The sequence below is a fragment of the Streptomyces sp. TLI_171 genome, assembly GCF_003610255.1.
Classification (GTDB): domain Bacteria; phylum Actinomycetota; class Actinomycetes; order Streptomycetales; family Streptomycetaceae; genus Kitasatospora.
Map to the genome: position 1 here is coordinate 111,734 of NZ_RAPS01000001.1, position 24,417 is coordinate 136,150.

Genomic DNA, 24,417 nt, shown 5'->3' on the forward strand with positions numbered 1-24,417 from the left:
GCTGCGCCGTGCCCGTGCGGCCGACGTTCTTGGCGGATGCTCGCAGGGGCCTGCGGCCGGTACCGCCGCCGCGAGAGGATGCGGGCATGGACGACGTGGTGACTGCTGCGCTGGTCGCGTTCGTGCGCGACTGCCTGGCCGAGGACGAGCGGGTGGCGCGGGCCGCGAGCCCCGGGCCCTGGGTGCTCGACTCCGGGGCGTGGCCGGTGGTGATCCGCGGCGGCGGCACGGCCGTGGTCGCCGAGGTCCGCGAGGCGGGAGCGAACGCCGCGCACCTCGCCCGCCACGACCCGCAGCGCGTACTGGTCGAGGTCCACGCGAAGCGACAGCTCCTCGATGCCGCAGGTGCCGGGTGCGGAGCCGCCTGCCGCACCGAGCACTCCTTCGACCGGGCCTGCGCCCTGCACTGGATGGGCCCGGTCCACGAGCGGGACGGCGTCCGCTGGTTGGTGGACGACACCGGTGCCCGCCATGCCCCGCCGCCCGTCACCTCCGACCAGGTCCTGCGCCTGCTCGCCCTGTCCTACGCCCGCCACCCGGCCTACCGCCGCGAGTGGGCACCGGGCCGTTAGGCCCTCTCGTCCGGATCTTGCCGGGCGCGCGCCGCCGGATCATCCCTCCCCCAGCCCCAAGGGGCCGATCGGTGGGACGGCGCTGGGCGTCGTCCCGGTGCCCCGGACGGGCCGCTGCGCCGCCGACCGGAGTGGGGTGTCCGTCCGGTTCGGCGCGGCCGGGGCCGCGGACGGCGCGCCCCGTGCCCGCGCCGCGGGCCGACGCGCTGCCTGTTCGCCTGGCTGCTCCCCCTCGTGCGCCCGGCGATCGACTCCTGCGACCGGACGGCCGCGGCCGGCGGCTGTTCGACGCGCCGGGCGGCCGACGGGGTCGGAGAATGACGGGGAAATCCGCTGTCCGCGTCCGACCGGGAGGGTCGCCGTGAAAGACCTGGAGTTCACGCAGAAGCGCACGCTGTCGAATGCCGAGGCCGCCGATCAGCTGGAGGCGCTGGCCGCCGCGATCCGGCGGGGCGGCCAGGCGGAGCTGGAGCTCGGGCCCGGCCGGCTGACCGTCCGGATCCCCGAGGAGCTCCACACCGAGATCGAGGTGGAGTTGGAGGACGGCGGGATCGAGCTGGAGATCGAGATGTCGTGGCGTACTTAGCGGCGCCGGGCGACCGGTCAGCCCACGGCGGGCGCTCCGGGGGCCCCGGGCGTGAGGCCGGCCAGGATGTGCCGTACGAGGCCCGGGACCTGCTGCATCTCGGCGTCGCTGAAGCCCAGCAGGAAGCGGTAGTACACGGGTCCGTAGAAGAGGTCGACCAGGGTGCGGGTGGGCAGGTCGGACCGGACCTGCCCGGCGGCGACCGCGCGGTCGAGGCGTTCGGCGCACTGCCGGGCGCGGGGTTCGACGATGGTCTCCCGGACGGCGAGCCGCAGCCGCTCGTCGCCCTGGGCCTCGGCGATGATGCCGCGGTAGAGGCGGCCGATGTCGCTGGCGAACATGCCGGTGACGGCGGTGATCTGGGTGGCCAGGTCGGCGGCGATGTCGCCGGTGTCGGGGAAGTCGGTGGTGGCGCCGATCCGCTCGTTGAGCGCGTCGAGGGCGACGGCGCCCTTGGAGGGCCACCAGCGGTAGATCGTGGGCTTGCCGACGCCGGCCTGGGCGGCGATGGCCTCGATGGTGACCTTCGCGTAGCCCTTGCGGACGGCGAGGTCGTGGACCGCGTCCAGGATCGCCCGGCGGGCGCGTTCGCTGCGGCGGTCGGCGTTGGGCTCGGGCGTCATGGCGCTCACCCTACCCCAGACGTGACGTTACGTTTCGTATTGACAGATTTTCGCTGGCCGCCCTAGCCTTCCATTGCGTGACGGAACGTTCCGTCACGCCCCTGGCCCATCCCGAACGGAAGCTGGTCACCGTGTCCCACCCGTCGCACTCCCCCGCCCCCGGCTCCACAACCGGTTCCGCCTCCACCGACCGCTTCGAGCGCGGGCGCGCCGTCCTCGCCCGGGTGGCCGGCCCCGACGGCCCGCAGCTGCTGGACAGCCTCGCGGAGACCGCACCCGCCCTGGCCCGGCTGACCGTCGAGTTCGGCTACGGCGACATCTACAGCCGCCCGGGCCTGACGCTGGCCCAGCGCCAGATCGCCACCGTCGCCGCGCTCACCGCGCTGGGCAACGCCGCCCCGCAGCTGCGCTTCCACATCGACGGCGCCCTCAACGTCGGGGTCACCCCCGTCGAGGTGGTCGAGACGATCATGCACCTGAGCGCCTACGCCGGGTTCCCCGCCGTCCTCAACGCCATCGCCGTCGCCCGGGAGGTCTTCGCCGCCCGGCCCGGGCTCGACTGGACCCCGCAGGACAGCCAGGTCCGGCCGGACGAGACCGGCGAGGAGCGGTACGCGCGGGGCCTCGCGGTCCTGGAGCGCGTGGACGGGCACGCCGGCGAGCAGGTGGTCGCCTCCCTCGCCGCGATCGCCCCCGACCTGGCGCGCCACATCGTCGAGTTCGCCTTCGCCGACCTCTACGACCGGCCCGGCCTGGACCTGAAGAGCCGCGAACTCGCCACCGTCGCCGCCTGCACCGCCATGGGCACCTGCGCACCCCAGCTCCGCGTCCACCTGCACGGCCTGCTCAACGTCGGCGGCACCCGCGAGGAGGCGATCGAGGTGATCACCCAGATGGCCGGCTACGCCGGGTTCCCGGCCGCCCTCAACGCCGTCGCCGCCGCCCGCGAGGTCTTCGCCGAACGCGACGCCCGGGCCGCGGGCCCGACCGAGTGACCCCTCGCCGCTCCGCCACCGGACGGGCGTCGGCCACCGCCCCCGCGAACCCCACGGCTCGCCGCGCAGGCTGTGGAGAGCCGACCTGACGGTGGGTCACCCCGCGGCGGGGCGTGCCCCGCACGGGTGCCCGAACACGGCCCGACCGCAGCCGATCCGGCATGTCCTCGGCAGATCCGGGCAGTCGCGCGGAGTACCGTTCGCGCCGCCCGGGAGGCCCCGATGACCACACTGCTCCTGCTGATCCCGCTCTCGCTCGCCGCGATCCTCACCGCCACCGCACCCTCCCTCCCCCGCCGCCACCGCCGCCGCCCGCGCACCACCCCCGCCCTCCAGCACCCCCGCGCCCGCCACGCACGCCGCACCGACTGATCCCCCGCCGCCGCGGAACCACCGCCGCTCCGGCCGGGTCGGGCCTCGCCCATCACGGCTCGTACGTCGGTCCCCCTCGGCCTCCCGCTCCAGGACCAGGACCGAGCAGCCGCCCCGGTCCCGTGGCCGGCCGCTCGGTGAGGGCCCGCACCGTCAGGGCGCGTTCGCCGCCGGTGTCGAGGAAGTCGACGGCGGTGTCGATGATCTGCTCCCGGGAGAGCACCTGGTTGCGCCGCGCGGCCGTGCTCCGCGAGGCGGACACGTTCGGAGCACTGGACCACATGGGTGCAGCGCACCAAGCGGGGCTGGCCCGCCCCGGCTCCCCGATGATCGGGGTCCGGTTCGCTTTCATGGCGTCATGAGTCGTGATTCGGAGTGCTCATCGAGCTGGTGCCGCGGGTGCGGGACGGCGGGCGCACCGGCCCTCCTGGCTGCAGCTCTGCCGGGCAGTGCTTCACGCGGCGGGATCGGTCGTCGCGCTGATGTTCCTGTCATCCGGTCGCCCTTCCCGACCGTACGGCCGGTGGAGGCGCTGGCCGTCAGCCTGCCGAAGTTCGCCGGCACCTACGCGGTGCTCGGCGCGATGTCGGACGGCAACTTCGGCCAGCACCTGTCCCACACCGACAGCCTGTACTTCACCGTCACGGTGTTCTCCACCGTCGGCTTCGGCGACATCACCGCCAGGACCCCGGGCGCCCGCCTGGTGGTCACCGGACAGATGATCGCCGACCTGGTCGTCCTCGGCGTCGCGGTCCGGTCATCGTGGGCGCGGTCCGCCGCCACCGTTCCTGACGTCCGGAGACGGCGGGCACGCGGGGTGGCTCCTGAACGCTGCGGGAACGCTGCGGGTTTCGCCGGAGCGCGTGGAGCACCAGCCTGGTGGGCGGAGGCGTCCGCTTCCCGTACCCGAGGAGCGCACGGTGAACGACCGTGACCGGCGGTCCGGCCGCGGACCGCGACCGCACTGGATCTTCGGCGACCAGCTCGGCCCGCACTTCACCGAGCCCGGCGAGGGCGGGCCCGACCCGGACGCCCCGGTGGTGATCGTGGAGGCGCGCTCGGTGTTCCGCCGCCGGCGCTTCCACCGGGCGAAGGCGCACCTGGTGCTGTCGGCGATGCGCCACCGGGCGGCCGAGCTCGGCGACCGGGCCTGCTACGTCCGCGCCGAGACCTACCGGGAGGGCCTGCGGCAGGCCGTCGGCCGGTCCGGGGTCACCGTGTGCCACCCGACCTCGCGGGCCGCGCTCGGCCTGGTCACGGCGCTGCCGCAGGCCGAGGTGCTGGAGCCGCGCGGTTTCCTGGTGCCGTTCGCCGACTTCCGGCGCTGGGCCGACGGCCTCGGCGGGAAGCGGCTGCTGCTGGAGGACTTCTACCGGCGGGTCCGGCGCGCCGAGCACCTGCTGCTGGAACCAGACGGGGAGCCGGTCGGCGGCCGCTGGAACCTCGACCGGGACAACCGCGAGCCGCCGCCGCGCGGCGCGAGCGCGCTGCCCGTCCCGCCGCCCTGGTGGCCGGAGGAGGACGGGATCGACGAGGAGGTCCGGGCCGACCTCGACCGGTGGGAGCGTTCGGGTGAGGTCCGCTTCCTCGGCCGTGACGGCCCGCGCCGGTTCGCCGCCACCCGCGAGGAGGCGGTCCGCGCGCTGGAGCACTTCTGCACCGCCCGGCTGCCCCGGTTCGGGCAGTGGGAGGACGCGATGCTGCACGACGACCCGTGGATGGCGCACAGCCTGCTCTCGGTCCCCCTCAACCTGGGCCTGCTCGACCCCGGGGAGTGCGCCCGCCGGGCGGAGGCCGCGTACCGGCGGGGCGGTGCGCCGCTCAACAGCGTCGAGGGCTTCGTGCGGCAGGTCGCCGGCTGGCGCGAGTACGTCTGGCAGCTGTACTGGTACCTCGGCGAGGACCACCGCCGCCGCAACGAACTGGGCCACCGCACCGCGCTGCCCGACTGGTTCGCCGAACTGGACGCGGACGCGGTGCGCGCCCGCTGCCTGTCCCGGACCCTCGCCGAGGTTCGGGACACCGGCTGGGTGCACCACATCCCGCGGCTGATGGTGCTCGGCAACTGGGCGCTCCAGCACGGCTGGGACCCGGCCGCGCTCACCGACTGGTTCCACCGTTCCTTCGTGGACGGCTACGACTGGGTGATGGTCCCCAACGTCGTCGGCATGTCGCAGTACGCCGACGGCGGCGCCGTCACCACCAAGCCGTACGCGGCGGGCGGCGCCTACCTGCACCGGATGAGCGACTTCTGCGGGCCGTGCCGCTACCGGCCGACCGAACGGCTCGGCGACCGGGCCTGCCCGTTCACCACCGGCTACTGGGCCTTCGTCCACCGGCACCGCGAGCTGCTCGCCGCCAACCACCGCACCGCCCGCGCCGCCGCGGGCCTCGACCGGCTCTCCGGCCTGGACGAGGTGCTCGCCGCCGAGGCGGGCCGCGGCTCCGCGGCGCCCTGACCCCGGCCGGCCCGCGCGGGCGGGCCTTCCGGGCGGGGCGGCGGCCCGGGTTGACGTCCCGTCAGGTTCCGTCCTGTCACCCCGCCGTCGTCGCGACCGTCGTCGGCTGCGCCGCGGTGCGGCCGTGCTCGGTGCCCGCCATCGCCCGGCGCACCAGCGGCCGCAGCGCCCGCGACTGGAGCGCCCGCATGGCCAGCGCGTTGGCCCGGATGCCCAGCGCCGTCCTCGGCGCCACGGACGCGACCCGGCCGGGCGGCAGCTGCTGGGCCGAGGCGACCCTCGGGCGCATCGCCTGCTCGAAGGCGGCCAGCGCGGCGGGCAGCCGCCCGGGGTCGGCCAGCACGTCGGCCGCGTCCAGTGCGGCGGCCAGTTCGGCGGCGCCGCGCAGCGCCAGGGCGGTGCCCAGGCCGCTGAGCGGGCTCGCGCACCAGGCGCTGTCGCCGAGCAGCACCACCCGGCCGTCCCGCCAGCTCGGCATCCGGATCTGGTCGAAGGTGTCCAGCGCGAAGTCCTCGGCCTGCCGCGCGGCGGCCAGGAACTCCGCGGCGCGCCAGCCGACGTCGGCGAAGGTGCGGTCCAGCAGGGCGAGCCGGGCCTCCCGGTCGTGCCGGGGCGGCAGCGTGTCGGCGGCGAAGGTCAGCCCGACCTCCTGCTCCCCCGCCCGGCCCGGCCGGGCCTCCACGCTGCGTCGGCCGGGCGCGTTGTGGATCAGGAACCAGCCGTCCAGGGCCGGCGTGCCGGGCCGTTCGGCGAGGGTGAACCAGGCGTGCGCCAGCCCGAGCGGCTTGCGGTAGCGCTCCTCCGGTCCGAACCGCAGCGCGCGGACCCGGGAGTGCGCACCGTCGGCACCGACCACCAGGTCGAACTCCTCCGCGTCGCCGCTGCGGAACCGGGCGAGGACGCCGCCGGGGGTGTCCTCCAGCGCCTCGACCGTCTCGCCGAACCGGTGGGTGACGCCGGGGCCGGCCGCCCGGTGGACGATCCGCGCCAGGTCGGTCCGGAGGAGTTCCTCCGTGGAGACGTAGCCGCGTCCGTCGAAGGCGGTGACCGGCATCTCGGCCAGCCGCCGCTCCCCCGCGTCGATCCACGCCGCCCCGGCCTGCGGCACCAGGCACTGCAACGCGGCCGGGAGCAGTCCGAGCCGGTCCAGCACCTCCCGGCTGTCGCCGCGCAGGTCGACGGTCTGCCCGCCGGGCCGAGTCCGCCGACGGCACGGTGGAGATCGCCGAGGTGGCGGCCCGCTCCGGCGTGCACGTGGCCACCATCTACCGCCGTTGGCGGACCGCCGACGGCCTGATCATCGACACCGTCGTGGAGGAGCTGGGCCGCCGCTCGCCGCTGCCCGCGACCGGCGACCTGCGGGCCGACCTGCTCACCTGGACCGGCAGGCTGCTCGCCGATGTGCGGGAGCCGGGCCACCTGGCCTTCTTCCGCGCCATGCTGCGCGCCGGCGGCCAGGGCGAGCACGGCCTGGACTTCGCCGAACCCCGGATCCGCCAGCTCCAGGCCACCCTGGACGCCAGCGGCACCACCGTGCTCACCTGGGCCGACGTCTTCGAGCTGATCCTCAGCCCCGCCTACGTGCGCGCCCTGCTCGCCTTCCCGATGGACCCCCGACCGACGCCGCCCGCCTGGTCGACAACGTCATGGCGGTCCGCGCGGCCCGGGAACGGCCGCGGCCCTGACCCCGCGCGCCGGCCCGGAACGGCGGGCGAACCGGCTGCCCGCGCCGACCGGCCCGCTCGGGCTGACGCTGCGCCTGTACGCGCCCCGTCCGGAGGCGTCGACGGCCGGTGGACCCCGCCGCCCGTCCGCCGGGTGAAGTAGCTCCCCGGGGTAAGCGGCTCGCGCTCCCGTCCGCCGTGGTCAGACCCGGCGGGCGGGAGCGCGTCGTTCGGTCGGCACCGGCCCGGGGGCTCAGTCCGGGCCGACGGGCTGGGTCCAGGTGAGGGCGAGCAGGGCCGCGTCGTCGTGGGTGCCGCCGTCGGCGTAGCCGAGGGCGTCCTGCTGGAGCCGGTCGAGCAGGGCTTCAGGGTCGGTGGGGCCGGGCCGGCTGCGCAGCAGGGCGGCGAGGCGGACGCCGAGGGGGTAGAACTCGCCGGCGGCGTCCCGGGCCTCGGCGATGCCGTCGGTGTAGAGCAGGACGGTGTCGCCGGGGTGGAGCTGGGTGTCGGTGGTGGCGGCGACCGGATCGGCGGCCGGCGGCAGGTCGGCGAGGCCGAGCGGCAGGCCCAGCGGCGCCGGGACGTCGCGCACCTCGCCGTCGCGCAGCAGCAGCGGCGGCGGGTGGCCGCAGGACAGGGTGCGCATCCGGCCGTCGGGGGTGATCTCGACCAGCAGTGCGGTGACGAAGCCCTCGGCGTCGGTGAGGTAGCGGCGCAGGCTGGCTTCCAGGCGTTGGGCGAGGCCGCCGAGAGTGGGGTGGTCGAGGACGGTCTCGTGGAAGCAGCCGAGGACGACCGCGCCGGTGGCCACCGCTTCGAGGCCCTTGCCGCGGACGTCGCCGATCAGCAGGCGCAGGCCGAACGCGGTGTCGGCGACGGCGTACAGGTCGCCGCCGATCCGGGCGAACTGGGCGGCGGCGCGGTAGCTGGCGGCGATCCGGTACGGGCCGACCTGGGGTGGCGGCGGCCGGAGCAGGGCGCGCTGCGCGGTCTCGGCGACGGAGATCACCTCCATCAGTCGGGCCGCTTCGCGGCGGCGGCGGCTCTCCGCGAAGGACGCCACGGCGGCGATGGCGGCGGACGCGGCGCTGGTCCCGATCGCGGCGCCGAGCCGTCCGGGCTCCAGCGGCAGGAACAGCCAGCGGGTTCCGACCGCCAGCGCGGCGGCGGCGAGCACCACCGGGGTGCGGAAGGCCAGCGCGACGACCGCGGGGATGGTGACCAGCAGGGACGGGGCGTGCGAGGGCTGGGAGGCGCCGAACTCCAGGCCGAGCACGAGGCCGTAGACCACGACCGCGACCACCAGGGCCACGGTGCGGGTGGCCAGCGGCGCGGCGGCCGCCCGCCTGACAGCTTCCGTCGGCATGTGCTGTCCTCCGTGTGCCGCCGTCCTCCGCGCGTCGTGGGCCCGCCCCGCCGGGCGGCGGTTCCCGGAACGGATCGATCTCCCCAGTCTCTCCGCTCGCGCCGCCGGTCGCCCGCCGTCCGCCCGGCTGGCGGGCGGACGGCTGGCGGGCGGACGGCGGGCGACCGGCGGCCGGGGTTCAGGCGAAGAAGGCCCGCAGGTCGGCGACGACGTCCTCGGGGACCTCCAGGGCGGCGAAGTGTCCGCCGCGCGGGACCTCCGACCAGTGGTCGATGCCGGTGTTGTCGCGTTCCGCCAGCGTGCGGAGGGTCTGGAAGTCGTCCTTGAAGACGGCCACGCCGATCCGGCCGGTGCTGACCCGGGGTTCGGCGCCGGAGTGCTGCTCCTCGTAGTGGTAGCGGGCGGCGGTGCCGTAGGTGTTGGTCAGCCAGTAGAGGGTGGCCTGCGCGAGGACCTGCTCGGGCCGGACCAGGCTGGTGCCGTTGCCGAAGCTCTCGAACAGTTCGCTGTAGGCGAGGACGGCCACCGGGGAGTCGGCCAGGCCGGCCGCGACGGTCTGCGGGCGGGTGCCGTTCATCTGGTTGTAGCCGCCGACCGACCGGAACCACTGCATGTGCTCCAGCGCCGCGTACTCCTTCGGGCCGAAGCCCTCGAACTCGGCGGGGTCGCCCGACGGGAAGGAGAACAGCTGCAGCACGTGGGCGCCGCGGAAGCCGTCCGGGTTCGCGAGGGCCAGTTCGCGGCCGATCATCGCTCCGCCGTCGCTGCCGTGGATGCCGTAGGAGTCGTAGCCGAGGCGGCGCATCAGCTCGTCGTAGGCGGCCGCGACGCGTCCCATCGTCCAGCCGGTGTCGACGACGGGGGTGGACCAGCCGAAGCCGGGCATCGACGGGACGACCAGGTGGAAGGCCTGGTCGGCGGTGCCGCCGTGGGCCTCCGGGTCGACCAGCGGCTCGATCATGTCGAGGAAGTCGAGCTGTGAGCCGGGGTAGGTGTGCGCGAGCAACAGCGGGGTGGCGTCGGCGTGCCGGGAGCGGATGTGCAGGAAGTGGATGCGCTGGCCGTCGATCTCGGTGACGAAGCCGTCGTGGCGGTTGAGGCGCTTCTCGACGGCCCGCCAGTCGAAGTCCTTCCAGCGCGCGACCATGTCCCGCAGGTAGGACTCGGGGGTGCCGTACTCCCAGGAGTCGCCGGGCACGGCGGGGGCGAAGCGGGTGCGGTCGAGGCGGGCGCGGAGGTCGTCGAGGTCGCACTGCGGGACGTCGACGACGAAGGGGGTGAGCTGCGCGTTCATGGCGGTGACCGGCCTTTCGGGGCTCGCTGCGGGGTTCCCGGTGAGGGGCTCTCCCTTGACGTCTCCGACTCTAGGAGCCATTGAGGAACGGTTCTTTCCTGTTTAATCGGTGTCGTGAAGAGAACCTCCGGCCGCATCCTCGAACTGCTCGGCCTGTTCCAGGCCCGCGTCGAGTGGACCGCCCCCGAGCTCGCCGAGCGCCTGGAGGTGACCGTGCGGACGGTGCGCAACGACGTCGCCCGGCTGCGCGAGCTGGGCTATCCGGTGCACGGGGTGCGCGGCCGGGCGGGGCACTACCGGCTGGGTGTCGGCGCCAAGCTGCCGCCGCTGCTGCTGGACGACGAGGAGGCGGTGGCCGTCGCGGTCGGGCTGCGGACGGTCACCGGGGTGGCGGGTTTCGAGGAGAGCGGCGCCCGCGCGCTGACCAAGCTGGAGCACGTCCTGCCGGACCGGCTGCGCCGGCTGCTCGCGGCGGTGCGCGAGACCACCGCGGCGGGACCGGTCAACACCGACTCCAACGTCGAGGATCCGGTGGTCCGGCCGGGGGTGCTGACCGAGATCGCGGCGGCGATCCGCGACCGCCGCGGGCTGCGCGCCTTCTACCGGGACGGGCAGCGGGTGGAGTTCGAGCCGTACCGGCTGGTCGCCTGGCAGCGCCGCTGGTTCGTGGTGGGCCGCGACCCGGGGACGGGTGACTGGGCGCCGTACCGGGTGGACTGGTTGACGCTGCGTCTGCCCGGGGGGCGCGGTTTCGCGCCGGCGGAGCCGCCGGGCGACCTCACCGATCTCGTGGTCCGCGAGGTCGCCCGGACGGGGTGGGCGGTGCACGCCCGGCTGGCGATCGAGGCGCCGGCCGAGGAGGTGCTGGCCCGGATCAATCCGACCGTCGGCGTGGTCGAGCCCCGTCCGGACGGGCGGTCGGTGCTGGTCACCGGCGGCGACAGCCTGGAGGTCGTCGCGGTCTGGATCGGCATGCTGGGCCTGGACTTCAGCGTCGAGTCGCCACCTGAACTGACCGCGCACCTGCGGGTGCTGGCGGAGCGTTACGCGGCCGCGGCCGGGCTCTGAGCGGCGGGCGTCGACCGACGAAGGGCGGGCGTCAGGCGTCGGCCCGCAGGCCGCGGAGCAGCAGGTCGATCAGGCGGCGCGGGTCGTAGCGGGGGTCGCTGTCGCCGCCGAGGCACAGGTTGCCGATGCCGCGCATCAGTTCGTAGGCCCGGGTGCCCGGCCGGATCTCGCCGGCGCCGGCGGCGGCGTCGAGCAGGTCGGTGCAGACCGGGACCAGGCGGTCGAGGAAGTAGGTGTGCAGGGCGTCGAAGCCGGTGTCCGCCGCCTGGGTGCTGGCGAGTCCGTGCTTGGTGGCGAGGAAGTCCACGAACAGGTCGATCCACTGGCGCAGGGCGGCCAGCGGGGAGTCGGCGGCGGCCAGCAGGGCGGGGCCGGCTTCGGCGCAGGCTTCGACCTGGTGGCGGTAGACGGCGACGACCAGGTCCGCCCGGGTCGGGAAGTGGCGGTACATGGTGCCGACGCCGACGCCCGCCCGGGCGGCGATCTCGCGGATCGGCGCGTCGATGCCGGAGGCGGCGAACACCTCGGCGGCGGCGCTCAGCAGGGTCTGCTGGTTGCGCACCGCGTCGGCCCGCTTGGTGCGGCCCTGGCTCTGCGCGGACTGGCCTGCTGCGGTCACCGCGATCTCCGTCCGGACGGTCGTTGACTAAACGGAACATCGTTCCGTATCGTCGTAGGTGGAACAAGGTTCCGCTTCGTTCTCCGAGCTTAGCCGAAGCGGCGGCCTTCCCTCCACCGTGCCCCGATCCCCTCCAGGAGGAACCGCCATGCAGTACCGCACCATGGGCCGCACCGGCGTGCAGGTCAGCACCCTCGCACTCGGCGCGATGAACTTCGGCAGCATCGGCCGGACCACCCAGGCGGAGGCCACCGCCCTGGTCGACGCCGCGCTCGACGCGGGAATCAACCTGATCGACACCGCCGACATGTACGGCGCGGGCGAGTCGGAGGAGATGGTCGGCAAGGCGATCGCCGGCCGCCGCGCGGACCTCGTGCTCGCCACCAAGGCCGGGATGCCGATGGGCGAGGAGCGCAACCACCGCGGCGGCTCGCGCCGCTGGCTGGTCACCGCGCTGGAGGACAGCCTGCGCCGCCTCGGCGTCGACCACGTCGACCTGTACCAGATCCACCGCTGGGACCCGGCCACCGGTGACGAGGAGACCCTTTCCGCCCTGACGGACCTTCAGCGCGCCGGGAAGATCCGCTGCTTCGGCTCCTCCACGTTCCCCGCGTACCGCATCGTGCAGGCCCAGTGGACCGCCCGCGAGCTGCGGCTGGGCCGCTACACCACCGAGCAGCCCAGCTACTCGATCCTGCAGCGCGGGATCGAGGCCGACGTCCTGCCGGTGGCCGAGGAGTACGGGCTCGGCGTGCTGGCGTGGAGCCCACTGGCCTCGGGCTGGCTGTCCGGCGCGGTCCGCGCGGGGCAGGAGATCACCACCCACCGCTCCGTCGTGATGCCGCAGCGCTTCGACCCGGCCCACCCCGCCAACCGGGCCAGGCTGGAGGCCGTCGAGCGGCTGGCCGAGGTCGCCGACGGGGCCGGGCTGACGATGATCCAGCTCGCCCTGGGCTTCGTCACCGCGCACCCCGCCGTGACGGCCGCGCTGATCGGCCCGCGCACCCTCGACCACCTGCACGCCCAGCTGGCCGCCGCCGACACGGTGCTCCCGGCCGACGTCCTGGACGCGGTCGACGCGATCGTCGCCCCCGGCCTCGACCTGGCGCCGCACGAGAAGCACGACACCCCGCCGGCGCTGCTCGACCCGAGCCTGCGCCGCCGCTGAGCCGCCGTCGACGGCCCACGGGCCGAGCAGCTGGGCGTGGCCCGTCCGGCATCCGCCGGACGGGCCACGCCCTCTTGCACTACGGGTAGTTGACGACGTTGACCGGGACGGTTCCGCTCGGGGTGACCCCGCCGGTGTCGTTGATCACGTGGGAGATGGTGCCCACGTAGCCGAGCGAGACGGTGAGCAGGTCGTGGAACTTCACGCCCGCCGTGTTCGGGACCTCGAACGAGTGGTAGGCGTTCACCGCCGGGTTGACGTTGAAGTAGCAGTAGCTGCCCAGCCCCCAGGCCTCGTGGCTGGTGACTCCGGCGCCCACCTTGTAGGCGGCGTAGCCGTTGAGGCCGTTCGGCCCGATCCAGGCGGCCTGGTTGGGCACGTCGTAGGGCATCTCGTTCTGGAAGAAGATGGTCCGGCCGTTCTGGCCGTTCCAGGTGACCTCGTACTTCTGGTAGTGCTCGACGAACAGGCCGGTGGCGAGCACGTTGTTGCCGTTGACGATCAGTCCGTTGTCGGCGGTGTTGACCGTCCAGCCGAAGGTGCCGGCGGTGCCGTGGTCGGCGCGCCAGGCCCAGATGTGGTCGATGACCGTGTCGTTGCTGTTGACGATCAGGCTGGCGGTGGCCTTGCCGGCGACCTCGCCGCCGATCCGGAAGAACACGTCCTGGATGGTGGTCGGGTTGGCGGCGTGGCCGGCCGAGGCGCCGGTGGGGCCGACGGTCAGCAGGGCGGCCGAGTTGGTGGTGCCGGCGTCGAACAGCAGGCCCTTCAGCCGGACCCCGTCGACGTCGGCGACCTGCATCGCGTTGACGCCGTTGTCGGGGACGAAGGTGGGGTAACCGATGCCGAGCACCACGGTGTTGGCCTTGGTCACGTTCAGGGTCTGGTTGAGGTGGTAGACCCCGGGGGTGACGAACAGGTTGCAGCCCTGGGAGAGCGCGTTGTTGATGGTCGCGGCGGTGTCGCCGGCCTTGACCACGTAGAACTGGCTCATCGGGACGGAGGTGCCGGGGGTGCTGCCGGCCGCCCAGCTGGGGCCGGAGGCGTTGGTGCGCAGCGCGGGCTCGAAGACCCGGTACTTGCCGGAGCCGTCGACGTACAGGTAGGGCACGTCACGGGAGACGGGGGTGGTGGCCAGGGTGGTCTCGGGCGGGCTCGGGAAGGTGTTGGCGGGGGCGCCTGAGGTTCCGGAGAAGACCATGTTCCACACGCCGCCGGCCCAGCTGCCGAGGGCGCTGTCGCGGGTGTACCACTGCTGCTGGGAGGAGGACGCGGCCTGGCCGCTGACCTTGGTGTCGGCGATGTAGCCGCCGCTGGCCCAGCCGTAACTGGCCGGGTAGAGCGCGAGGTTGCCGTGCACGTCGATCCGGCGGAACGGCGCGGCCTGGGCGACGGCCCAGCGGTTGGTGCCGCTGGAGGGGTTGATCGCCAGGTTCTCGGCGGAGCGCCAGAAGTTCTGGGTCGCGTTGCCCGCGTCGGAGGCGTTGAAGGCGTCCACGGTGACGTCGCCGTTGATGGTCACGTCGTCGGGGTTCTGGCCGAGGCCGGCCACCGAGGTGTAGAAGCCGACGTTGGCCTGGACGTTGTAGCTGCCGGGCTTGAACAGGTCGGCGACCCGGTTCTCGGAGAACTGCGCGGTCTGGGTGTCCTTCATGGTGGCGAACTGGGCGTCCAGTTGGGCCTGGATGGTGGCGCTGGACATGCTCGGGTCGTAGATGTGGACGTTCGGCCCGAAGTTGGGGGTGTCGGACTGGGTCGGACACGTCCGCCGGTGCTGCCGATGGTGTAGGTCGCGCTGGCCACGGCCGAGTTGGTCAGGCCGGACTTGATGCCGATCGCCTTGACGGTGGTGGTGCTGCTGACCGTGATCGCCGTGCTGTAGAGCGCCGAGGAGGCGGTGGGGGTGGAGCCGTCGGTGGTGTACCGGATGCTCGCCCCGGCGGTGGCGTCGGACAGCGTCACCGACTGGGCGGTGGTGTAACTGCCGCCCGCCGGGCTGAAGGTGGGCGCGGCGACGGCGCCGCCGGTGCTGCCATGGTGAAGCTGAAGTGCGGGGTGTCGTACTGCGGGCCGCTCTTCTCGTACGTGAACCAGTACTCCACGGTGTTGCCGGAGCTGAGCGAACTGACGGTCTGGGTCCAGACGCCGGCGTTGTTGGCCATCCGGAAGTTCTGCTGGTTCGCCCCGTTGACCAGGTAGTGGACGTCCACGTACAGCGCGGCCGTGGTCGGGGTGAAGCTGATCTGCAGCTGGGAGGAGTTGAGCTGGGTGGCGCTCTGCGTGTAGTCGGTCGCGGCGGCGGCCGGGCCGGCCAGGTTGAACAGCGCGGCGAGGGTGAGGGCGAGGGCGGCGAGCAGGGCCGCCGTCCTGCGGCGCGGCCGGCGTGGGTGGGGGTGCGGAAGGGTGGGGGTGGTCCTTCGCATGGGAGTCCTCTCGCCCGGGTTCGCCAAATGAACACCGAGCCGAAGCGGTGGGTGGGGTTGGTGACGCCTTTCTACCGGTGGCACGGACCACTGAGAGCGCTCTCAGCCATCCTGTACGGCAGTGTTGAGGTCCTGATGAGTGACCGTCAAGTGGCGTGCACCGTTCACCTTTTGAAAGCGCACCGGCTCAGTTCAGGGCCGCGGCCTTGCGCAGCAGCACGGCCCGTTCCCGGGTGTTGCCGCACAGCCGGGCGGCCAGGTCGAGTTCGGCCCTGGCCTCCGCCGTGCGGCCCAGCCGGATCAGCAGTTCGCCCCGCACACCGGGCAGCAGGTGCGAGCCGGACAGGCGGCCGCTGGCGGCCAGGTCGTCGACCAGGTCGAGGGCCTGCTGCGGGTGCCCGGACATCGCGACGGCGACCGCCCGGTTGAGTTCGACCACCGGGGAGGGCGCCACCCGGCCGAGCGCCTCGTACAGCAGCACCACCTGTTCCCAGTCGGTCTGCGGCACGCCGGGCGCGGTCGCGTGGCAGGCGGCGATGGCGGCCTGCAGACCGTAGGGCCCGAGGCCGCGTCCGGCGGCGGAGGCCCGGGCGAGGGCGGCCAGGCCGCGGCGGATCGCGGAGCGGTCCCAGCGGCGCCGGTCCTGGTCCTCCAGCAGCACCGCCTCCCCGTCGGGCCCGGTGCGGGCGGGGAAGCGCGCGGCGGTGAGCTCGAACAGGGCGAGCAGCCCGTGCGCCTCCGGTTCGGCGGGCAGCAGCGCGGTCAGCATCCGGGCCAGCCGGACGGCCTCGTGGGCGAGGTCGGGCCGCAGCAGGTCGTCGCCGGCGGTCGCGGTGGAACCCTCGGTGAAGATCACGTACAGCACGCTCAGCACCGCGCCGAGCCGTTCCCGGCGCTCCTCGGGGGCCGGCAGTTCGAACGGGACCTGCGCCGCGGCGATCGTCTTCTTGCCGCGGGTGATCCGGGCCTGGACGGTGGGGACGGCGACCAGGAAGGCGCGGGCGATCTCCTCGCTGGACAGGCCGCCGACCACCCGCAGGGTGAGCGCCACCCGGGCCTCGGGCGAGAGCACGGGGTGGCAGGCGGTGAACATCAGCGCGAGGACGTCGTCCTCGATCCGGTCCGGGTCCCAGGGCAGCTGCTCCGGCCGTCCCGGCCCGGCGCCGGCGCCGGACTCGGCGCCGCCCTCGGCGAGTTGGCCGGCCAGCAGGGCGTAGCGCCGGTCGAGGGCGGCGCGCCGGCGGAAGGCGTCGATGGCCCGCCGCCGGGCGGTGGTCAGCAGCCAGCCGACCGGGTTGGCGGGCTCGCCTTCCCTGGTCCAGGCGACCAGGGCTTCGGCGAGGGCGTCCTGGGCGACGTCCTCGGCGAGCGCGAAGTCCCCGGTGTAGCGGGCGAGCGCGCCGACGATCCGGGCGGACTCGATGCGCCAGAGGGCGCCGACGGCCCGCCGCGCCGCTTCCGCGACGGGCGGGCCGCCGTCGGCGGTCGGCATCAGAGCTGACCGGTCCGCTCGCGCCACGCCCGCTCCTTGACGACCCATTCGTTGTCCTGCGGGAACTCGTCGATGCCGGGCACCCGCCGCACCTCGCACTTGGAGCCGGGCATCGCGGGGAGCCGCTTCGCCCACTCGATCGCCTCCTCCTTGGAGGCCACGTCGATCAGGTAGAAGCCGCCGAACAGTTCCTTGGTCTCACCGTACGGGCCGTCGGTGACCACCGGCGTCTCCCCGCTGAAGTCGACCACCACGCCGAGCGACGGGTCGTCCAGGCCCTCGGCGGCGACCAGCACGCCGGCCCGGATCAGCTCGTCGTTGAAGCGGCCGACCGTCTCCAGCATCTCCTCGAAGGGAGTCTCCATCATCTTCGTCAGCGTCTCGTCCGACGCCCGCATGATCAGCATGTACTTCGCCATGGCCGTTCTCCTCAGCTCCGGGGCCGCCTCTGGGGCCCTCTCTACCCCAGGTCGAACGGCGGCGGAGCGGATCGACACGAAGTCGCGAAAAACTCGTGGCGCCTTCCGGCGGGTGCACCGCCCCCGGATGGGTCTGCCCGGAGTGCCGCGCCGCAGAGCCGCCAGTTGACTGGGCGGACAGCGCGCGACCATGAGGGGAGTGACGGTGAATCCGCTCGACTGGTCGCTGCTGCACGGCGCGGTGCCGGTGCTGCTGCTGGTCGCGGGCTGGGTCTCGCTGCTCGGCCTGGCGGTCTCCGGCACTCCGCGCTGGTGGACCCGCCGGGTGCCGCTGGCGGTGCTGGTGGCGGCGGCGCTGACGGCGCTGATCGTGGTGGCGGTCGACCACTGGTGGCACCCGTTCCCGGAGGACCTGCCGAACGACGTGGTGCGGTGGATCGCGATCGCGCTGCTCGGGCTCTGCCTCGCGGCGGTCCGGCTGCCGGTGCTGCGCCGGCGTGGCCGCGTCCTGGCGCCGGTGGCGGCGGCGCTGGTGGTGTCGATGGCCGCGAGCGAGGTCAACCGGCACTACCAGGAGTACCCGACGCTGCGGGCGATGCTCGCGCCGCGGACGGACGCGCTGCCCACCGGGCGGACGGCGAACACGGTGGCGGTCCCGCCGGGCCGGACGCTGTCGGAGGTGTGGCGGCCGCCGTCCGGGCTGCCCGCGAAGGGCACGCTGTCCTCGGTGGCGGTCCCCGGCACGACGTCGGGCTTCCGCGCCCGGGACGGCTACGTCTACCTGCCGCCCGCGTACCGGGCCGATCCGCGGCCGCTGCTGCCGGTGGTGGTGCTGATGGCGGGTCAGCCCGGTTCGCCCGCGGACTGGGTGAACTCGGGCGGCGTCCAGCAGGTCCTGGACGACTTCGCGGCCGCGCACGGCGGGCTGGCGCCGGTGGTGGTGATGGTCGACCCGCTCGGCTCGGAGCTGGGCAACACGCTCTGCATGGACTCCTCGCTGGGGAAGGTCCAGACGTACCTGGCGCAGGACGTGCCGGACTGGGTCCGCGCGCACCTGCAGACCGCCACCGACCGGCGGGCCCGGTCGATCGGCGGGATCTCCTTCGGCGGCACCTGCTCGCTGCAGCTGGCCGTCAACGCCCCCCAGGTGTACGGCTCGTTCGCCGACCTCTCGGGCCAGTCCGAACCGACCCTGGGCAGTCACGACGAGACGGTGAAGGAGGCGTTCGGCGGCGACGAGTCGGCGTTCGACGCCGTCGACCCGGCGCACCTGATGGCCCGTCGGACGTTCCCGGACACCGCGGGGCTGTTCATGGTCGGCTCCGCCGACGGCGAGTTCGAGCCGCAGCAACGCCAGATGTACGCGGCCGCGACGGCGGCGGGCATGCACACCGAGTTCCGGACGGTGCCCGGCGGGCACAACTGGTCGACTTTCCACGCCGAGATCACGGTCGCGGTGCCGTGGCTGGCCCGGCAGCAAGGACTGATCCGATGAGCCAGGCACAGACGACCGAGGCCGCCCCCCGCTCCCCCGGCCCGGCCCGCGGCTGGCGGCGCTGGCAGCTCGCGCTCGCCCCGCTCGGCGCGCAGCTGCGCTCCGCCCCGCTGACGCTGGCGTTGCTGGCCGCGCTCTGGGTGGTCGGCGCGGCCACCGGGTCGCTGGCCGACGGTCCCTCGCCGTCGCTGCTGGAGCAGGTCGGGGTGGGCCTGCCCACGCTGGAGGCGGGCCGCTGGTGGACTCCGGTCAGCTCGCTGCTGTGGTGTTCCGGTCTCGCGCCGTACCTGCTGCTGAGCCTGCTGCTGGTGCTGGTCGGCCCGTTCGCCGAGCGGCGACTGGGCTCCCCGCTGTCGGCCGCGGTGCTGGTGGCCGGCCAGGTCCTCGGCACCCTGCTGGGGACGGCCCTGGTGCGGCTCGGCGTGGCGGCGGACCTGGGCTGGACGCAGGACATCCAGGACCAGATCGCCGTCAGCCCGGGCGCCGGACTGGTCGCCCTCGCGGCCGTGCTGAGCTTCCGGCTGACCGCGCTCTGGCGCCGCCGGCTGCGGCTGCTGGTGGTGCTGGTCCCACTGGTGATGGCGCTGTACGTGGGCCACCTGCAGGGGGTGCAGCGGCTGGCGGGGGCGGTGTGCGGCCTGCTCGGCGGGGCGCTGCTGCACCGCCGGCCGCTGCGCCGCCCCCACCGGGCGTCGTTCACCGAGACCCGGGTGCTGGTCGCGCTGTGCGTGGCGGCGACGGCGCTCGGTCCGCTGATCGCCTCGCTGTACGACAACGCGATCGGGCCCTTCGACTCCTTCGCGGACCTGTACTTCTCGCACGGCCCGTCGGCGCAGGAGATCGCGGACGCCTGCGCCGGGTCGGCGCAGGCCTGCGCCCGGGCGCACTCGGTGGACCGGTTCTTCGACTCGCCGGGCCGGCTGATGGCCGCCCTGGTGCCGGCCCTGCTGCTGGTGCTCGGCGAGGGCCTGCGCCGCGGCCTGCGGCTGGCCCGGTGGCTCACCCAGGTCACCGAGCTGGCGTGGATCGCCGTGCTCTGCTGGCTGCTGGCGCTGAACTACCACGACTTCGCGGCGGACGGCGGCGCCGCCTACCTGTTCGAGCTGATCGGGGAGGCCCTGCTGCTGCCGGCCGCGATCGTGGTGCTGCTGGCCGTCACCCGCCGCTCCTTCGACCAGCGGCTGCCCCGCCGGGACGTGCGCCGCCTCGCCCTGGTGCTCGGCGGGGCACTGCTCGCCACCGGCGTCGCCTACGTCGGGATCGGCTGGCTGCTGCGCGACCAGTACGAGCCGCGGGCGACCCCGGGGCGGCTGTTCGCCGGGCTGCCCTCGGAGCTGCTGCCGCCCGCGTACAACGACCTGCTGCCGGACTACCCGGTGGCGGTCGGCGCGGGTGCCCGGTTCCTGGAGAACTACCTGGGCGTGCTGTTCTGGCTGGTCGCGCTGGTCGCGCTGCTGCTGGCGTTCCGCCGGCCGGTGGTGCACGGCGACGCGGCGGACGCCGACCGGGCCCGGGCGCTGCTGACGGAGCACGGCGGCTCGACGCTGTCGTTCGTCTCCACCTGGGACGGCAACCACTACTGGTTCGACGAGCAGGGCCGCGCCGCCGTGCCGTACCGGGTGATCGCCACCGTGGCGCTGACCACCGGCGACCCGTTCGGCGAGCCCGCCGCCCGCCGCCGGGCGGTGGCCGGCTTCGCCGCGTACTGCGACGCGCGCGGCTGGACCCCGTGCTTCTACAGCTGCACCCCGGAGATCCGGGAGGCCGCCGAGGAGCTCGGTTGGCGGTCGCTGCAGGTGGCCGAGGACACCGTGGTGCCGCTGCCCGAGCTGGCGTTCACCGGAAAGAAGTGGCAGGACATCCGGACCTCGCTGAACAAGGCCGGCAAGGCCGGGATCACCGCCGAGTGGTGGACCTACCGGGACGCGCCGATCGCGGTCCGCGACCAGGTCCGGTCGATCTCCGAGGAGTGGGTCTCCGACAAGGGCCTGCCGGAGATGGGTTTCACCCTGGGCGGGCTGGACGAGCTGGCCGACCCGGCGGTGCGGATGCTGATCGCGGTCGACGGCGACCGGACGGTGCACGGCCTGACCAGCTGGATGCCGGTCTACGAGGCGGGCGAACCGGTCGGCTGGACGCTGGACTTCATGCGCCGCCGCACGGAGGGCTTCCGCGGCGTGATGGAGTTCCTGATCGCCTCGGCGGCGCTGGGCTTCAAGGAGGAGGGCGCCCGCTTCCTGTCGCTCTCCGGCGCGCCGCTGGCCCGCGCGGAGCGCGGCGAGCCGCCGACGGCGCTGCAGCGCCTGCTGGACTGGATGGGCGGGGTGCTGGAGCCGGTGTACGGCTTCCGCTCGCTGCTCGCGTTCAAGGCGAAGTTCCAGCCGGAGTACCGGCCGATGTACATGGTCTACCCGGATCCGGCGGCGCTCGCGGCCATCACCCGGGCGATCGGCAAGGCGTACCTGCCGCACCTGACACCCGCTCAGGGCGTCCGCCTGATGCGCAGGCTCTCGGCCTGAACCCGCGGCCGGGTGGCGGACCTGACGGCCCGTCACCCGGCGCGGGGCCCGGTCTACTGCTGGAGGTGCGCCTGCAGCAGGTTCGGGTCGGGCGGGGTGACGCCGAAGGACGCGCTGGTGACGAGGACCCGCTGGTCGGCGACGGCCACCGAGGTGGGGTTGGCCACTCCGTCCGCCGCGGTCAGCACGATCGAGGCGGCACCGTCGGCGTCGACGTACGCGACCCGGCTGGAGGCGTTCAGGGCGGCGAGCAGCGCGTCGTCCTTGAAGCTGGTGAAGTCGAAGTCGTCGATGCCGTCCAGCCCGCTGATCCTGGTCTCGACCGGCCCGGAGCTGCCGTCGGGGCAGATCGGGATGCGCAGCACGGTGCCCTTGTCGGTGTTCGACACCCAGATCGCGGCGTGGTGCTTCTTGATGCCGTTGGCGCCGATGAAGCCGGCCGGCTCCAGCGCCGGGCCGGACGCCCAGACGCCCGCCTCGCCGGTGCGGGTGTCCACCTGCCAGACCACGCCGCGCCCCGAGTCCGCGGCGTACAGCCGGCCCTTGTGCTCGTCCAGGGTGAGGCCGTTGACCAGCGTGTTCGGGATGCTGGCGAGCTGGCTGAGGGTGCCGTCGGGGGTCAGCCGCCAGACGCCGGCGAACGCGTCTCCGGTGGCGTAGCCGAGGTACAGCGTGCCGTCCTGGGCGCGGGCGATGCCGCTGACCGCCGGGAAGTGGACCACGGGCGCGTCGGGGTTGCCCGGCGCGGGCAGGGTGGCCAGCACGGTGTACGAGCCGTCCGGCCGGACCCTGGCGACCTGACGGGCCGCCAGGAACGTGACGTCGGCGTCGCCGTCGGGTTCCAGGGCGATGTTCTCGGCGAGCTGCCCGAGGGCCGGGTCGAAGTGCACCAGGACGTGCGGGTCGGCGAGCGGCGGCGCGACGGCGACGGCGGGACTGGCGGCGAGCACGGCCACGGCCAGGACGGCGCAGCCGGTGGCCGCGCCGAGGGAGCGGAAGCGGGACACGGGGATTTCCTCCGGGAAGCTGGAACGGGGAGCCTCCAGCTGAGCACGGAGAGTGCCGATCCACCCGGCGGCGACAGCCCGGCCCGGCGGGCCCGCCGGGCCGCTGCCGGGCGAGCCGGAGCAGATTCGCCGGGACGGTCGGCACCGGGCCGGAGCAACGCGGCGGCCGGCACACCACCTCGCGGCAGCCCCGGCCTGTGCCTCGCACGACCCGCGCCCACCGACGACCGGCCACCGTCGACCGCCCGCGCTCCCCCACGCCCGACCTGCCGGCCCCAGCGCCCGCCGGGACTGCCCGCCAGGCGCTCCCCCGCCTCCGACCGGCCCGTGCGTCCCCACCGTCGACCGCCCGCGCTCCCCCACCCCGACCCGCCGGCCCGAGCGCCCGAGCGGCCACCGCGACTGGCCGCCACGCGCTCGGCCGGCCGTCGCCCGCGGTTCCCGCGCCGGTTCCTGCCGCCCCGGGCGGATCGCATGTATGGGGTCGCGGGTTCCCGGGCAGCCGCCGGTCCATGGGCGTACACGTGGAGACGGAGCGCAAGTACGAGGGGGCCGCGCTGCCCCGGCGGCTCGACCGGGTGCCCGGGGTGACGGCGACCCGCAGGGCCGGGGCGCAGCACCTCGACGCCGCGTACTACGACACCGACGACCTGCGGCTGCTGCGCCGCGGCGTCACCTTGCGCCGGCGTACCGGCGGGCCCGACGCGGGCTGGCACCTCAAGCTGCCGGAGGGCGGCCCGGACACCCGCCGGGAGGTGCAGGTGCCGCTGGACGCGGCCGGGGACGCCGCGGTCCCGGCCGAACTGCTGCGGCACATTGCGGCGTTGACCCGCGGCGCCGGGATCCGGAAGGTCGCGCACCTGCGGACCCGCCGCTCGGAGCTGCTGCTGTGCGGCGCCGGCGGGCACACCCTCGCCCGGGTCACCGAGGACGAGGTGGCCGCGCAGGTCCTCGACGCCGGGCGGATCGCCGGGCCGGACCGCGGCGGCGCAGCCCCGGGCACCGGGCGCGAGGGCGGCGGGACCCGCACCGAGGTCTGCGCGTGGACCGAGTTCGAGGTCGAGCTGGAGCACGGCGAGCCGCCGCTGCTGGAGCGCCTGGAGGACGCCTTCGCCGAGGCCGACGCCGTCCGCTCCCGCTGGCCCTCGAAGCTCGCCCGCCTGCTGGGCACCCGGCCGGCGGTCGGGTCGACGGACGGGCGGGCGGCCCGGCGGACAGCCGGTGCGCTGGTCACCGGCGCGCTCCGGACCGAGTTCGACGAGCTGGTGCGGCTGGACGCGGCCGTGCGGGAGGGCCAGGAGGACGCGGTGCACCGCATGCGGGTCCGGGCCCGGCGCCTGCGGAGCCTGCTCAAGGCGCACCGGAAGCTGTTCGAGCCCGGGCCCGCCGAGGCGCTCGCGACCGAGCTGCGGTGGCTCGGCCGGCTCCTGGGCCGCGCCCGCGACCCGGAGGCGCTCGGCGAGGTGCTGGTCGCCGAGCTCGACGCGCTGCCCGCCGAGCTGGACCGCGCCGCCCTGCGCGGGCGGCTCACCGAACGCTGCGCGCACGCCTACCGGCACGCCTGGCAACAGGTGGTCGCCGAGCTCGACGGCGACCGCTACTTCGCCCTGCTGGACGCCCTCGACGCCTTCGTCGACGACCCGCCGCTGCGCCGGAGGGCCGGCCGGAAGGCCCGCGGCTACCTGTCGGACGTGCTCCGGCACGAGCAGCGGCGGACGGCGCGGCGGCTGCGCCGGGCCCTGCGCACCCGCCCGGGGCCGCGACGGGACCGGGCCCTGCACAGCGCGCGGAAGGCCGCCAAGCGGTCCCGCTACGCGGCCGAGCAGGCGGGGCCGTACCTCCGCGGTCGCGCGGCGAAGCGGACGGCGGCGTTCGCCGCCCGGTCGAAGAAGCTGCAGAAGGCGCTGGGCACGCACCAGGACAGCGTGGTGGCGCGCCGGGAGCTGGCCGCGGTCGACCGGTGGGCGGTCGGCGACCGCCAGGCCTTCCTCTGCGGCGTGCTGCACGAGCGCCTGGCCGCCACCGCCGCGGACGTGCAACGCGGACTGCCACGTCTGGGCCGCCGCGCCGGCCGGGGCCGCCTGACCCGCCTGCGCTGACCCCCGCCGCCCCCACGACACTCACCTCACCGCCCTCCCCTGCCCGCCGGCACGCCCACGGAGCCCGTCGGCCTACCCCGTATGCCCCGTCGGCACCCGGTCATGCCTTCGGTCCTGCCGTCACGCCCGCCGACGCCCGCCTCACCTGGCCGTGAGATTCGCAGATTCGCTCAACTG

24 protein-coding genes are annotated in these 24,417 nt (G+C 74.7%); 12 read left to right on the top strand and 12 right to left on the bottom strand.

Annotated features, from left to right (window positions below; translation table 11 throughout):
• Positions 1-86 precede the first annotated feature (86 nt).
• Positions 87-572 carry a DUF6221 family protein gene (locus BX266_RS00560; RefSeq protein WP_099896965.1) on the top strand — a complete coding sequence of 162 codons (486 nt, stop codon included), beginning with the start codon at positions 87-89 and terminating at the stop codon, positions 570-572.
• Between the two features lie 361 nt (positions 573-933).
• Positions 934-1,158 carry an amphi-Trp domain-containing protein gene (locus BX266_RS00565; RefSeq protein WP_099896966.1) on the top strand — a complete coding sequence of 75 codons (225 nt, stop codon included), beginning with the start codon at positions 934-936 and terminating at the stop codon, positions 1,156-1,158.
• Positions 1,159-1,175: 17 nt separating this feature from the next.
• Here BX266_RS00565 and BX266_RS00570 read toward each other — a convergent pair whose 3' ends face one another.
• Positions 1,176-1,781, bottom strand: coding sequence for a TetR/AcrR family transcriptional regulator (locus tag BX266_RS00570; RefSeq protein WP_099896967.1), 606 nt, complete (start codon positions 1,779-1,781; stop codon positions 1,176-1,178).
• 77 nt (positions 1,782-1,858) lie between these two features.
• Here BX266_RS00570 and BX266_RS00575 point away from each other — a divergent pair, with 77 nt between their 5' ends.
• Together BX266_RS00575 and BX266_RS38275 are read left to right on the top strand one after the other, a co-directional pair.
• Positions 1,859-2,776, top strand: a complete 918-nt coding sequence (locus BX266_RS00575) for a carboxymuconolactone decarboxylase family protein (protein ID WP_259464461.1) — start codon at positions 1,859-1,861, stop codon at positions 2,774-2,776.
• Positions 2,777-2,998: 222 nt separating this feature from the next.
• Positions 2,999-3,148, top strand: coding sequence for a hypothetical protein (locus BX266_RS38275; RefSeq protein ID WP_180290330.1), 150 nt, complete (start codon positions 2,999-3,001; stop codon positions 3,146-3,148).
• 52 nt (positions 3,149-3,200) lie between these two features.
• Here the strand turns inward: BX266_RS38275 and BX266_RS38010 are convergent, their stop codons facing one another.
• Complete coding sequence (locus BX266_RS38010; protein ID WP_143686831.1) at positions 3,201-3,410, bottom strand: hypothetical protein; 210 nt, start codon at positions 3,408-3,410, stop codon at positions 3,201-3,203.
• A 261-nt stretch (positions 3,411-3,671) separates the two neighbouring features.
• On the opposite strand from BX266_RS38010, the gene BX266_RS00580 reads away from it, so the two are divergent.
• Positions 3,672-4,082, top strand: coding sequence for a potassium channel family protein (locus tag BX266_RS00580; RefSeq protein ID WP_180290331.1), 411 nt, complete (start codon positions 3,672-3,674; stop codon positions 4,080-4,082).
• Positions 4,069-5,607, top strand: a complete 1,539-nt coding sequence (locus tag BX266_RS00585) for a cryptochrome/photolyase family protein (RefSeq protein ID WP_099896969.1) — start codon at positions 4,069-4,071, stop codon at positions 5,605-5,607. Before BX266_RS00580 ends, BX266_RS00585 begins: the two co-directional genes overlap by 14 nt.
• Before the next feature lie 76 nt (positions 5,608-5,683).
• On the opposite strand, the gene BX266_RS00590 is transcribed toward BX266_RS00585, so the two are convergent.
• Positions 5,684-6,760 (bottom strand): FAD-dependent monooxygenase, encoded by a 1,077-nt coding sequence (locus BX266_RS00590; protein WP_099896970.1) that lies wholly within the window; start codon positions 6,758-6,760, stop codon positions 5,684-5,686.
• A 62-nt stretch (positions 6,761-6,822) separates the two neighbouring features.
• On the opposite strand from BX266_RS00590, the gene BX266_RS38280 reads away from it, so the two are divergent.
• Positions 6,823-7,434: a hypothetical protein gene (locus BX266_RS38280; protein WP_183096891.1), complete on the top strand. Its 612-nt coding sequence runs from the start codon at positions 6,823-6,825 to the stop codon at positions 7,432-7,434.
• Positions 7,435-7,524: 90 nt separating this feature from the next.
• On the opposite strand, the gene BX266_RS00595 is transcribed toward BX266_RS38280, so the two are convergent.
• Complete coding sequence (locus tag BX266_RS00595) at positions 7,525-8,637, bottom strand: PP2C family protein-serine/threonine phosphatase (protein WP_099896972.1); 1,113 nt, start codon at positions 8,635-8,637, stop codon at positions 7,525-7,527.
• Positions 8,638-8,815: 178 nt separating this feature from the next.
• Entirely contained in the window at positions 8,816-9,931 is a 1,116-nt protein-coding gene (locus BX266_RS00600; RefSeq protein WP_099896973.1) for an epoxide hydrolase family protein, read from the bottom strand.
• Between the two features lie 114 nt (positions 9,932-10,045).
• Here BX266_RS00600 and BX266_RS00605 point away from each other — a divergent pair, with 114 nt between their 5' ends.
• The gene (locus tag BX266_RS00605; RefSeq protein ID WP_099896974.1) at positions 10,046-10,999 is read left to right on the top strand and encodes a YafY family protein; all 954 of its coding nucleotides are present in this window, start codon (positions 10,046-10,048) and stop codon (positions 10,997-10,999) included.
• A gap of 31 nt (positions 11,000-11,030) precedes the next feature.
• Here BX266_RS00605 and BX266_RS00610 read toward each other — a convergent pair whose 3' ends face one another.
• Entirely contained in the window at positions 11,031-11,618 is a 588-nt protein-coding gene (locus BX266_RS00610; RefSeq protein ID WP_099896975.1) for a TetR/AcrR family transcriptional regulator, read from the bottom strand.
• Positions 11,619-11,766: 148 nt separating this feature from the next.
• On the opposite strand from BX266_RS00610, the gene BX266_RS00615 reads away from it, so the two are divergent.
• Positions 11,767-12,786 carry an aldo/keto reductase gene (locus BX266_RS00615; RefSeq protein ID WP_099896976.1) on the top strand — a complete coding sequence of 340 codons (1,020 nt, stop codon included), beginning with the start codon at positions 11,767-11,769 and terminating at the stop codon, positions 12,784-12,786.
• Between the two features lie 79 nt (positions 12,787-12,865).
• Here BX266_RS00615 and BX266_RS00620 read toward each other — a convergent pair whose 3' ends face one another.
• The 5 genes from BX266_RS00620 to BX266_RS00630 all read right to left on the bottom strand — a co-directional run bounded on the left by BX266_RS00620 (position 12,866) and on the right by BX266_RS00630 (position 17,120).
• Positions 12,866-14,488 (bottom strand): coagulation factor 5/8 type domain-containing protein, encoded by a 1,623-nt coding sequence (locus BX266_RS00620; RefSeq protein WP_259464462.1) that lies wholly within the window; start codon positions 14,486-14,488, stop codon positions 12,866-12,868.
• Entirely contained in the window at positions 14,437-14,748 is a 312-nt protein-coding gene (locus tag BX266_RS39535; protein ID WP_259464463.1) for a chitobiase/beta-hexosaminidase C-terminal domain-containing protein, read from the bottom strand. Before BX266_RS39535 ends, BX266_RS00620 begins: the two co-directional genes overlap by 52 nt.
• Positions 14,745-15,209 carry a hypothetical protein gene (locus BX266_RS39540; protein WP_259464464.1) on the bottom strand — a complete coding sequence of 155 codons (465 nt, stop codon included), beginning with the start codon at positions 15,207-15,209 and terminating at the stop codon, positions 14,745-14,747. Before BX266_RS39540 ends, BX266_RS39535 begins: the two co-directional genes overlap by 4 nt.
• Positions 15,210-15,396: 187 nt before the next feature.
• Positions 15,397-16,728, bottom strand: a complete 1,332-nt coding sequence (locus BX266_RS00625) for an RNA polymerase sigma factor (protein WP_099896978.1) — start codon at positions 16,726-16,728, stop codon at positions 15,397-15,399.
• Positions 16,701-17,120 (bottom strand): YciI family protein, encoded by a 420-nt coding sequence (locus BX266_RS00630; RefSeq protein ID WP_099896979.1) that lies wholly within the window; start codon positions 17,118-17,120, stop codon positions 16,701-16,703. Before BX266_RS00630 ends, BX266_RS00625 begins: the two co-directional genes overlap by 28 nt.
• A gap of 199 nt (positions 17,121-17,319) precedes the next feature.
• On the opposite strand from BX266_RS00630, the gene BX266_RS00635 reads away from it, so the two are divergent.
• Together BX266_RS00635 and BX266_RS00640 are read left to right on the top strand one after the other, a co-directional pair.
• The gene (locus BX266_RS00635; protein ID WP_099896980.1) at positions 17,320-18,615 is read left to right on the top strand and encodes an alpha/beta hydrolase family protein; all 1,296 of its coding nucleotides are present in this window, start codon (positions 17,320-17,322) and stop codon (positions 18,613-18,615) included.
• On the top strand, positions 18,612-21,134 hold the full coding sequence (locus tag BX266_RS00640; protein WP_099896981.1) for a bifunctional lysylphosphatidylglycerol flippase/synthetase MprF: 2,523 nt from the start codon (positions 18,612-18,614) through the stop codon (positions 21,132-21,134). The genes BX266_RS00635 and BX266_RS00640 overlap by 4 nt, the downstream gene beginning before the upstream one ends.
• Before the next feature lie 53 nt (positions 21,135-21,187).
• Here the strand turns inward: BX266_RS00640 and BX266_RS00645 are convergent, their stop codons facing one another.
• A complete protein-coding gene (locus BX266_RS00645; protein WP_099896982.1) occupies positions 21,188-22,141 on the bottom strand; it encodes an SMP-30/gluconolactonase/LRE family protein in 954 nt (317 codons plus the stop codon).
• 512 nt (positions 22,142-22,653) lie between these two features.
• On the opposite strand from BX266_RS00645, the gene BX266_RS00650 reads away from it, so the two are divergent.
• On the top strand, positions 22,654-24,240 hold the full coding sequence (locus BX266_RS00650; protein ID WP_099896983.1) for a CYTH and CHAD domain-containing protein: 1,587 nt from the start codon (positions 22,654-22,656) through the stop codon (positions 24,238-24,240).
• Positions 24,241-24,417: the final 177 nt, after the last annotated feature.